At 25.0% G+C, this 10,880-nt stretch carries 8 protein-coding genes; 4 read left to right on the top strand and 4 right to left on the bottom strand.

The genetic code is table 11. The annotated features are described in order from the left end of the window. The first annotated feature begins 113 nt into the window (after positions 1 to 113). The 4 genes from AABJ49_RS13790 to AABJ49_RS13775 are packed head-to-tail and all read left to right on the top strand — an operon-like array spanning position 114 to position 5,100. The gene (locus tag AABJ49_RS13790) at positions 114 to 1,205 is read left to right on the top strand and encodes a site-specific integrase (RefSeq protein ID WP_338378872.1); all 1,092 of its coding nucleotides are present in this window, start codon (positions 114 to 116) and stop codon (positions 1,203 to 1,205) included. Further along, entirely contained in the window at positions 1,195 to 2,619 is a 1,425-nt protein-coding gene (locus tag AABJ49_RS13785; protein WP_338378871.1) for a site-specific integrase, read from the top strand. The genes AABJ49_RS13790 and AABJ49_RS13785 overlap by 11 nt, the downstream gene beginning before the upstream one ends. Then, the gene (locus tag AABJ49_RS13780) at positions 2,612 to 4,708 is read left to right on the top strand and encodes a hypothetical protein (protein WP_338378870.1); all 2,097 of its coding nucleotides are present in this window, start codon (positions 2,612 to 2,614) and stop codon (positions 4,706 to 4,708) included. Before AABJ49_RS13785 ends, AABJ49_RS13780 begins: the two co-directional genes overlap by 8 nt. A gap of 2 nt (positions 4,709 to 4,710) precedes the next feature. Further along, positions 4,711 to 5,100: a hypothetical protein gene (locus tag AABJ49_RS13775; RefSeq protein ID WP_338378869.1), complete on the top strand. Its 390-nt coding sequence runs from the start codon at positions 4,711 to 4,713 to the stop codon at positions 5,098 to 5,100. Positions 5,101 to 5,249: 149 nt separating this feature from the next. Here the strand turns inward: AABJ49_RS13775 and AABJ49_RS13770 are convergent, their stop codons facing one another. The 4 genes from AABJ49_RS13770 to AABJ49_RS13755 are packed head-to-tail and all read right to left on the bottom strand — an operon-like array spanning position 5,250 to position 10,467. Next, positions 5,250 to 6,851, bottom strand: coding sequence for an N-6 DNA methylase (locus AABJ49_RS13770; RefSeq protein WP_338378868.1), 1,602 nt, complete (start codon positions 6,849 to 6,851; stop codon positions 5,250 to 5,252). Beyond that, a complete protein-coding gene (locus AABJ49_RS13765) occupies positions 6,848 to 7,465 on the bottom strand; it encodes an HNH endonuclease (protein ID WP_338378867.1) in 618 nt (205 codons plus the stop codon). Before AABJ49_RS13765 ends, AABJ49_RS13770 begins: the two co-directional genes overlap by 4 nt. Beyond that, positions 7,462 to 8,124: a hypothetical protein gene (locus AABJ49_RS13760; RefSeq protein WP_338378866.1), complete on the bottom strand. Its 663-nt coding sequence runs from the start codon at positions 8,122 to 8,124 to the stop codon at positions 7,462 to 7,464. Before AABJ49_RS13760 ends, AABJ49_RS13765 begins: the two co-directional genes overlap by 4 nt. A 3-nt stretch (positions 8,125 to 8,127) precedes the next feature. Continuing rightward, a complete protein-coding gene (locus AABJ49_RS13755; RefSeq protein ID WP_338378865.1) occupies positions 8,128 to 10,467 on the bottom strand; it encodes a sensor histidine kinase in 2,340 nt (779 codons plus the stop codon). Positions 10,468 to 10,880 lie beyond the last annotated feature (413 nt).

Genomic DNA, 10,880 nt, shown 5'->3' with positions numbered 1-10,880 from the left:
ATTATGTAAAATAAGAAGTACTGTAAATAATGTTCATATTATAAATATTATACTCTTTCCCTTTTGTTAATAATAAATAAACAGTTTAAATTGCATGAGTAATCATGCAATTTATGAAAATACTTAAAATAAAAATAAATAAAGAAGAATGTTATCCTTTAGTTTATAATAATAATATACCGGATTATATATTTCTTAAAATCACAATATTGTTTTTTAAAAGAAAATCTTTTAAAACTAAATACTCATATGCGACAACATATATTTATTTCCAGAAATACTTAAATGAAAACTACAACCAAGAATTAGATAAAATCATTTACAATAAACAAATTGATTTAATAATTAAAGATATAATTAATTTTTCGTCATGGCTAATAGTACATATAAATTCACAAAGTTCAATTAATTTACATTTAAGTAATATTAAAATAATTTTATTACGATTATCAGATTTATATTCAAATGATATTAATACAGATTATATTAAAATTCAAAGGATTTTTAATCTTCAGATCACTGAAATAAAAAATAAATCAAATTCATATAATTCTATTCCCCAAAAAATTATTGAAGAACTATTTTCAATAATTAATTATAAATCAAAATCTAATTTTTTTAAAAACAATTTAAAAACAAGAAATAATTTGATATTTCTATTACTATTTGAAACTGGAATAAGAATTGGTGAATTGTTAAGATTAAGAATTAAAGATGTTTATAGACATGAAAATAAGTTTTACTTGCAGATAAAATATCACCAAAATAATAATGAAGATAAAAGATGGGATATTCCATCATTAAAAAACTTCAATAGTCAGCGTTTTATTTCAATTAGTAAAAACACTTATTTAATCTACGAATTGTTTATAAAATATTATCGAAATAAGACTAAAAAACATACTTTCTTATTTACTAATATCAATGGTAACCCAATTTCAAAAAGTATGATTCAAAAAATTTTCAATGAAGTTTCTATTAAAATTAATTATAAAATTACACCCCATATGGCTAGACATAACTTTGCAGAAAATATGATTATGTATTTAATCGAATTTAGAGGTTTAGAAACAGAAAGAGCAAAAGATGAGTTGAGATTATTATGTGGTTGGACTAATAATTCATCAATGCCAATTTTATACACAAAAAAATATTTTCAAAAAATAGCTAATGCACATAATTTAAAAAGGTTAAATGATGATTAATTTACCAATAATTTTCAATATTAATGATAAAATAAAAGATGAACAGACAATAACTACCTCTAATCAAATATGGATTTGGTTTGCAGGTGGTAAAAAATTCATTATTAACTGGAATTCTTTACAATTTAGTCCAGATTCAACTAAAATATTAAAGCTTTTTATCATTTATCGATTCACCAAACTTTCAATTTATTCAATTGGATATGGTGAAATAAGGTTTTTAAAATTTTTATCAAAATATAAATTTTCTGAACTACATAAAACGAATAAAATCATTTTAATATTAAATTCAATAATGGTTAGAAGTATTTTGTATTCATTAAGAAAATTTTATGAGTTCTGTCTTATTAATGAATTTGAAGGTTTTACAGAAGATATATTTTTAATGATTAATGAATATAAAATTAAACCCAATGTCCCCTATGAAAAAGTCTTTTTAAATCAAGTATATTTTGAAGAAACAGATAAAAAAAAGCTTATTGATAAATTATATCAAAGTAAAAAAATAACTGACTATAGCCTTTTAATAAACAATATAATTTTGCATTTAGCTTATGAACTAGCTCCTCGCCCATCTCAATTTTATCTATTGAATATAGAGGATTTTAAATTTATGAAGAATTTAGAAACAGTATACGCTTCTTTAAATCTCCCTATGTCAAAAAAAAGAAATACTAAATCCATAGAAAGAAGACAAAGGGCAATAAGTAAAGAATTAGCAAATAAAATAAAACTAATGCTAACTTTAAGAAAGGATATTTTTAAAGAAGATTCTCCCCTATTCTCTTTTGATGATGATAAAAGATTGTCCACTGCAATGTTTACAGATATAATCATTAAAGAACTTCAAAAATTAGGTATTAAAAAGAAATCTGCAACAGATTTAAGACATAATTTAGCTCAATCACTTGCTGATCAAGGTGCATCTGCTGAAATTATAGCAGAAATACTTGGGCATAATTCTACTTATCCGGCAAGAGCTTATATTGCAGCTACTCCTAAAATAGCTGAAATTAAGTCAATAGCATTAGCAAAAAATGAGAATTATTCATCTTTAATAAAAATGATGAATACAGGTAAAATTATTTATAAAAATGAATCTCCAACCTCTACTCATGTTAAAGGAATGATAAACAATCAATATATTGGTGGCATTGGTTCTTGTGGTTTGGATATCAAAACAAATTGTCCCAAAAATCCTGTTTATTCTTGTTATACATGTATTAAATTTCATCCATTTAAGGACGGAAATCATATTGAAGTTATTGAAAATTTAGAGAAGCAAGCACAATATTTCATTGACATTTCAGAAAAAAGCAATGATATAGAATTTAATAGACCTATAACCCAATTAAATCAGACAATATTATCTGTAAAAGCTGTATTAAATAAAATAAAAGATTTAAATGATTAAAGAAAATTTACGAAAATTTATAGATCAAGAAAAAGAAATTTTCAAGTCTTTACAAATACCAAATTCATGGGAAGATTCTACATGGAATGTAAATGATTGGTTACCAAACAGAAGTCATGAAAAAGTTTTTAGATTTATAAATTTTAGTATAAGAACAAAGAAAATACCTAGTGATGTTGAATTACCGCCAAAAGGAAACTTACCTTCAGAATACTCTGATTTTGTTAAAGCATTAGTTATATATTTAGTTAGAACTAAAGGTTGTGGCTATATTGCAGCTAGAAATTATATTATTGAATGTAGAAGATTGTTTATAGTAATGTTTCAAAGAAAAGAAAATAATGTTATGCAACTTACAAGGTGGCATTTTGAAGAAACCATAACCTTTTTAAAAATAATTCAATATAAGAATATATTTGATGCTGCAACAAATTTGCAAATAATTGCAGATGTTATTGATAAGAAAAACTTATCATCCAAAAAGATTTTATTTAAACATGGTTTTAAGTCTGGAAATATATATTATAAATATAACTCAAAAAAAAATATAGATTTTAATGAACCCGAAGGGAATGAAAAGCTTCCTTCATTTGAGAGTTTAGCTGCATATGCAGAATGTTCAAATAATCCTATTGATGATAATGAAGAAATATTATTAAGAACTATTGATCTATTAATTGTCACTGGTCAAAGAGTTAATGAGATAACTCATATCCCATACGATTGTTGGGTAGAAAAAGCCGTGGTTGATTCTATAGGTAGAAAAGAAAAAGATGCAAATGGAGATTACATAATTAACTATGGAATAAGATATTATGCTGAAAAAAAATTCAAAACTAGAGTCCATTGGTTAGCAAATCAAGATATTCCAATGGCAAAAAGAGCTATTGAAAGATTAAAGAAGTTAACAATAGAAGTTCGTGAAGTAGCAAAATGGCAAGAAAATAATATTGGAGAAGTTTTAAATTATAAAAATGAGAAAAATGAAATTTCAGAAATAGATTTAATTAAATATTTGAGTTTTAACTATATTTTCTATTTAAGAGGATATTTAAAAAATAAAGGACTATTACCTATCAGAAAAGATATTGAAAACAGAACTAGGATCAGTTCAAATAGAATGGGATATCCACAGATATATAAATTAGATGATATTAAGAATACGCTTTTAAAAGAGCTTCCTAGCCATAATATTTTACAAGAGAATAGAAATAATTCTATAAAAACAATTCTTAAAACAAGTGAGATTTTATCAATTCGATTTGAAGGGGCTTTCAGGTTTAGAAGAAAATCGAATATTCTCAAAATATATCCAGGAATTGTCAAATTTAAAGAAATTAATGAAGCATTAGGTAATATTAGAGGAATTGAATCTATTTTCGAAAGAAGAAAATTAACTGAAGCTGATGGTTCTAAAATAAAATTCACTAGTCATCAGCCAAGACATTGGAGAAATACTATTTATGAGCTTTCTGGAATGAGCAATGTTCAACAAGCATTAGCTTTAGGTAGACAGAATTTAACCCAAAACAAAGCATATCAGCATACTAGTATTAAAGAAAAACTTTCATTACATCAGGATTTTTTAAGTTTTAATTCTTTAAATGATAAAGTTCTTTTTCTTAAAAAAGGAATTCGTGAGCAAACAATATTTGGAGAAATAACAGATACTTATCATTTAATTAAACAAGAAGAGGGTCTTGAAAGTGCTGAGGATTTTTTAGGAACTCATGGGCTAGCTATACATTTAACTCCATTTGGTGGATGTACTCATGATTTTAGTCAATCACCTTGTCAAAAACACCTTCAATGTTGGAATGGCTGTTCACATTTACATAGAACAAATACACCAGGTGAAACTGAACGAATAAAAGAACAACTAGATAGTAGTAAAAAAGTGTTGAAAAAAATATTGCATGAATCTGAAAATGATGAAGATAAATCAATTTGGGAAAGTGATTTAAAATTAAAAATAAGTAATCTTGAAAAAGCATTGATTACTATCCCCTCTTCTACTCCTATTCAATTATTTCCTGAAGGTGCAGAAGTGACAGAATCAATAAATAAAAGAAGAAATAAATCAGTTTAATAATGAAAAATTTGAGAGGAGAAAAACTTGATATTCAACTAAGAAAAGAACTTGAAGATATGATTGAATTAGGATATAAGCTTGCTCCGATTTCAAGATCTACTTTACAAAGAAGACTTAAATTAGCAAGTAGAGGTACATTGTCTATACCTTCAAGAGCGTTATTAATTGAAGAAGCCAGAAAGATTCAATTAGATAAAGAGGGATTAGATTTGAACAAAAAAAAGAAAAGAAATACTGTTATTGACCAAAACAAAATATTAAAAGACAAAATAAATGAGCTTGAATCTCAAAGAGATAATTTAATAGAAAAAATCGCAATGATTATTAATGGAGCTCAAGCAAAAGGTTATGATATAGATGAACTGATGAAGCCAATTAGAAATATTTAATTAATTGAGTCTTATTATTGGGATACATTTTTAATTTTATGTATTTGTTTGTATTTAAATACTTTAAACGATTTTTATGCACACTTTTTATTATCCCTAAAATAAGGGATAAATGATTTTAAATGAAAAGTTTTATACTAAATATTATTTTATATATCCTTTTTTTGTCTCTTGTTTATTAGTTTATTTCTTATTAATTCAATTTTATTTATTTCTTCATTAGATAAATTTAAACTAGAATTAAGTATCTGATGATTATAATGACTTAATAATTCACTAATATTTTTTTTACTTTTAAATATTTTTTTATAATTGTTAAAATTATCAATTGAATTATATGGTAATGGCAAAACTCTAAATTCATTAGGAGTTAACTCTAATACTCCGCCTCCATAATATCTTCCTTCTAGTTCCGAAAAAGTTAATGTTAAAGAATTATAAAAAGAAAATATAAAGTCATCAATTCTATAATTATCTTTTATTTCAATATTATATGCACTATCTGTTACAAAAACATTAGCTTCATTTTTTAATAATTTTGGATATTCATGAGCTCTTTTGAAAAAAAAAGCTTTTGATTGAGTAGCTATATTTGGAACTTTATACCAATGAATTCTTTGTTTACATTTAAATCTTTCTTGAAGCCCTTCTTCTTCACCTTTAATTAAATATTCTTTTACATTATTTGGAATTTTTGAAGCATCTATTTTATTAAAATCTAAAAGGAAAGCTGGCTTTTTATCATATATTAATTTATCATAATCATCTTTATTAAAACTTACTGATCCATTTACAAAAACGCCTTTTTGAACAATTGGTTTTGAGAATGAGTTCAATGAAAATTTTTCTAAAGTTTCTTCATTAACAATAAAATAATTATTAGCTGCAGTAACAATACCCGCTTTGTTATTAACATATTCTGATATAGGTTTTAAATCCTTTTTTAATTTTTCTAAAAAAACATATTCATCAGAAGAGATAAAATGATGTGTCCATTTTTTATTTGACTCTGAAACACTTTTATTTCTATAAAGTATAAATTCATTATTTAATAACTCTTCCATAGATTTAATTGTAGTATAAAAAGTTCCTGAAACTTTATGCTTTTTATACCCAATTAACAAAACAGTATCTTGACCTTTACATTCTAAAAATTGTAATTCATTAAACATAAAAATTTCTAACCTTTCAAAAGATTTTTTTAAAAGTTCTCTTAATTCCTCAGTAAATTTAACTTGTAGTAGCTCTAATGGGAGTATAAATGCTAAAATACCGTCTTGCTCTAATTTTATTATTGAGCTAACCAAAAAAGCAGTCCAAATATTATTGGTTTTTTTATTAGACAAATTTAATTCATTATGAATTCTTTTTATTAAGTCTTTCTGTTCATCTTTTAGTAAATTACTTTTTACATAAGGTGGGTTTCCAATTATTAAATTAAACTTTTTCTTGTTATTAAAATGAAAATTTAAATAATCATCATTAATTGACTTTAATACTATATTTTTATTAATATTCTTTTTTTTTGCTTTTATAAGTTCTTCATTTTCTTTTTCAACTATTGTTAGATTAATCTTTTTTATTACATTATTATTGTAATAATTATTAATTGATTCTACAAAATTTCCGTCACCAACACTTGGTTCTAATATAGAAAATTCTTTCTTATTAATTTGATTGGCACAATAGTTAGTTACAAATTTTGCTAAATTTTGTGGAGTATAATATGAACCTAATATTTTTTTATTCATTTTCGTATTTCTGATAATTTATATGGTCTAATCTCACTCCTTTTCTTTAAATGATCTAAAGATTTATTTACTAATGTATAAGCACTCCTTAAAGTATCATTATCATCAATTTTAGATAATAACTCCTCTATTTCGTTTCTTAAGTTAGTATGCTTTTCTTGAAGTAGGGTTTCTCTTCTTTCATAAATAAGTTGAGGCCTATTTAAATATAATCTTTCAACTATATATTTTGAACTTAAGTATAAACCTTCAATTTTAAATGTATTTATGTTTAATTTAAAAATGTTATTATAATCATGTATAGTTGGATTTGGGTAGCATATAATATTTAAATCATGTTCGTCATTTGGCCAATCATTACTTTTAAATCTATTACAGATTGGACAAGAATAAAATAAATTTGTAATATCATTTTCTAGATTTTTAAATCTCTCTATTGATTTTGGTTTATAATGTTCAATATGATAATGATCAATTCCGCCAAATTGTGCTTCGTGAATAGAGCAATATATACATTGAAAATAACATTCCTCAGCTATCTGTTCTTTCCAATCTGGATATGAACCCGTTTGAGGTTGATTTTTCTTGTCTTTAATAATTATTTTCCAATTCAATTTTTCTTCAATTTTTCTTCTAAATTATTTTTAAAAGCTAATAACTCATTAATATTTTCTTCATACTGATTAAGCCAATCTTTTCTATCTCCAAGATTTATATCAACAGGCAGATTCAATTTAACTCTTAGCGCATTAAATTTAATTTGATCGTCTTCAGAACAATTTCCAATTGCTATAGATTCAGCTAGTTTTTGATATTCTTCTAACTCTAAAATATTTTCATCAAGATATCTTTGAGTTGCTCGAATGAATCTATCAACATATTTTTCTCCCTCATTTGTAAATTGTTGCCTATCTATGATGTCTTCAAATTGACTGAATTTAATTTGTAGGTCTTCATCTTCTTTGTGAGAAGTAATTACATAAATTGGAATATCCTTATACCTATTACGAACATGAACAACTAATTCATTACCTCTATAACCTACAGGTCCTTTTTCATTTTCAGAATCATTATGCATTCTTTCGTCAAAAATCAAACAAACAATTTTATTTTCATCTATCCAAGAAAAATACTCACTAAAGTCATCTGTTTCAAAAGGATAAATATCGATCACTCCTAGAGAAGAATCCCTTTGTTCTAAATAAACACCAAGAGCTAATCTTAAAGTTTCTCTTTGATCTTTATTATCGTCAATTATTCCAATATTATGCATAATTTAATTTTTTTCTAATGGTAACCAAACTTTAAAACGAGCACCTTTCAAAACAGGATCAATATCAAAGGTAACTTCCCCTTTTAAATCCTTAACAATTGAATTTACAACTGTTAGTCCTAGACCAGTGCCAATACTTTTACTTCCTTGTAGAGGGTTTATTTTAGTTGAAAACAAAGGTTCAAAAACTCTATGACTAAATTCAGAAGAAACACCATGACCTGAATCAGAAACCGTTATTAAATAACCGTTTTTTGTTATTTTTTTTGTTATTTTTCTATCATTTAAAGCAAGTGTTATTATTATTTTTCTATGACCAGATTTTTGTGTGGCTGCAGTATATGAATTTGTTAAAAGGTTTATTAGTATTGTTTCAATATCCATTTGATAGGTATGAGAGTACATATTCTCTGCTATAAAATCTATTTTTATAGAGGCAGCACTATATACAGGCTCAAGTTCATTAATGACCGTTTCAATTGTGTTTCTTAAGTTAATATGCTTCTTATTTCTTTTTTCTCTTTGTACTCTAGTTAATGCATATGCACCCCATGCTGCTACCCTATTTGAATATTTTGTTGCTTTATCTAATTCATTAATCGCATCAGATAAACTTGGTTCTTTCTTTTTTAATAAAAGTTTAGCTGTAGTAACTGAACTTTTGAATTGAGAAATTGAGCCTTCTGTTTCATGACCAAAAACTGCTGATGAAATTCCAATTGTAGCAAGTCCACTGAGTGTTCTGTTCCAATTTAATAAATCATTAATTGTCTTTTCAATTTTAGTTGTTGTCTTGCTAAGATTTGTAATATTCTTTTGAACCTTTTCTTTTGTGTTGGAGTCAATATCAGTGCTACTTTGAATTTCTTCGTTAATATCATCTAAATCCTGTTCAATTTTTGATAATTCCTTAATTAATCTATCGGTCTTGTTTTCAGAAGACTTTGTTTCACTTTTTGATTTTTTTATTTGTGGTATTAGTTTAGTTCTATATGATTCAAGCATATTTATAGACCCTAAAGTTAAACTTCGTAAGTCATAAAAAGCTTCAGACTCAACTAAACCTTCTCTAGCAGCACTGTCAGATAATTCAACATTAGAATCTCTTGTGATAAATACTCCACCTACTAATTGATTTGGAGTTACTCTATAATTTTCAGTTCTACTTATTCCAGCAGGATCTTGAGCTTTCCTATCAGCAAGCTCTAGCCAATCATAACCAAATTGAGAAGTTGGAAATCCATAGGGTTTTACAACAATTCTGTCTCTATATATTTTTATTCCAGCATTATTATCTAAAAATTCTCTTAATGATGTTAGATTAAAGTCAAAATCTTTTACTGATGCACCTTCTCTAAGAAAGAAATACAATTTTAAAGTCACAGGACCGCATCTAAGTTTACTTGAAATATTATTACTGTTATTTAAATTAGTTTTTAAAATTAAATTTTGCCAATTTATTTTTTCTATGGATTCTTTTTTTCTGTATTTATCCCAATATGTGTATACAATTTCTGATCCCTTACCATCGTAATAAGCTTCAATTTCTATTTCAGCTGCTTTTAAAAAATCTGTATTTATTTCTTCAGATATAGTTGGTTGAATATCATTCACTAATGAGATTTTAAAATCTTCAACGTTATCAAAAGGAGGAGTTAATGCCGCTAGTTCTTGATATAAATTCTCAATATTATTTTTACTCCAAGGCTGCCTTTGTTTTGAAATTAAAATTTCAGTTCCTGTTTTAGATTTTTCTCCATTTAATTTTGGTAATTCGATTGAATCCGGTTCAAATATTTGAACTTTAATATCAGAAACGCTTTTTCCTTCTACATCAAAATCATCCCAATTTAACTTTAAACCAATTAATTTATCATCTTTAGATTTAGTTTTAATAATTAAATAAGAACCTAATCTATCTGTGGATATTCTACCTATTCCTTTCTCTCCTGTTTTCCTTCTACCTAAAACGCTTTTTTTTGAAACTCTTTTTTCAGAAAATCCAACTCTTAACCAATTATTTTTAAGTTCGTTTTCAGTCATTCCAAAACCATTATCTGCTATACGAATCAAATCAGAATCAATAGAATGTATTTCAATCTCTACATTTTTTGCATCAGCATCGTAACTATTTTTAACTAACTCTAATAAAGCTGTCGAATGGTCTTTTATGCTATCTCTTCCTAAATGAATTAAAGTTTTAGCATCAACAAAAAATCTTTGATAATTTGGATCAAGCTTAACCAATTCATTAGATAACACTAATATCCTATCAAAATCTGGTGGCGATTTTGATAATAATTTTAATAATTCCTCTTTAATGACAGTTAAATCATTCATCATAATTATTCTTTTTACTAGACAATTAATATATTATAAAACAAAAATACTTTAAACATATTAATAATATTAATATAAGTATGTTTTTTTTATTATAAAGTGTTATAAAATATAATTACATAAGTAAGCGGTAGAAGTTAATTCATAATAGTTTTTGTTTATTATTTTTTCGATAACTCAGAACATCTTTGACTTAAATGCCGAATAGAGTAAGTTTATTTTCCATTTTCTGTAACTAAACTCTAATTTATTATTAACAAAAAATTAATTTTCACTTACATTTTTTCTAATTATTTGCTGCATAATTTATAATGAACACATTATATGAACATTATTTTTTAAATAAAATTTCAACTAATTATATTTCAATACTATAGTAAAAATATGAACAAAACGCAGTGAATATAAGTAAAATA

The organism is uncultured Flavobacterium sp., from assembly GCF_963922255.1.
GTDB lineage: Bacteria > Bacteroidota > Bacteroidia > Flavobacteriales > Flavobacteriaceae > Flavobacterium.
This window is presented reverse-complemented; position numbering and strand designations above follow the sequence as displayed.

What these genes read in the sequence shown, in the direction of transcription:
- AABJ49_RS13790 (WP_338378872.1), top strand. Translation starts at nt 114, where the DNA reads ATGAAAATACTTAAAATAAAAATAAATAAAGAAGAATGTTATCCTTTA.
- AABJ49_RS13785 (WP_338378871.1), top strand. Translation starts at nt 1,195, where the DNA reads ATGATGATTAATTTACCAATAATTTTCAATATTAATGATAAAATAAAA.
- AABJ49_RS13780 (WP_338378870.1), top strand. Translation starts at nt 2,612, where the DNA reads ATGATTAAAGAAAATTTACGAAAATTTATAGATCAAGAAAAAGAAATT.
- AABJ49_RS13775 (WP_338378869.1), top strand. Translation starts at nt 4,711, where the DNA reads ATGAAAAATTTGAGAGGAGAAAAACTTGATATTCAACTAAGAAAAGAA.
- AABJ49_RS13770 (WP_338378868.1), bottom strand. Translation starts at nt 6,851, where the DNA reads ATGAATAAAAAAATATTAGGTTCATATTATACTCCACAAAATTTAGCA.
- AABJ49_RS13760 (WP_338378866.1), bottom strand. Translation starts at nt 8,124, where the DNA reads ATGCATAATATTGGAATAATTGACGATAATAAAGATCAAAGAGAAACT.
- AABJ49_RS13755 (WP_338378865.1), bottom strand. Translation starts at nt 10,467, where the DNA reads ATGATGAATGATTTAACTGTCATTAAAGAGGAATTATTAAAATTATTA.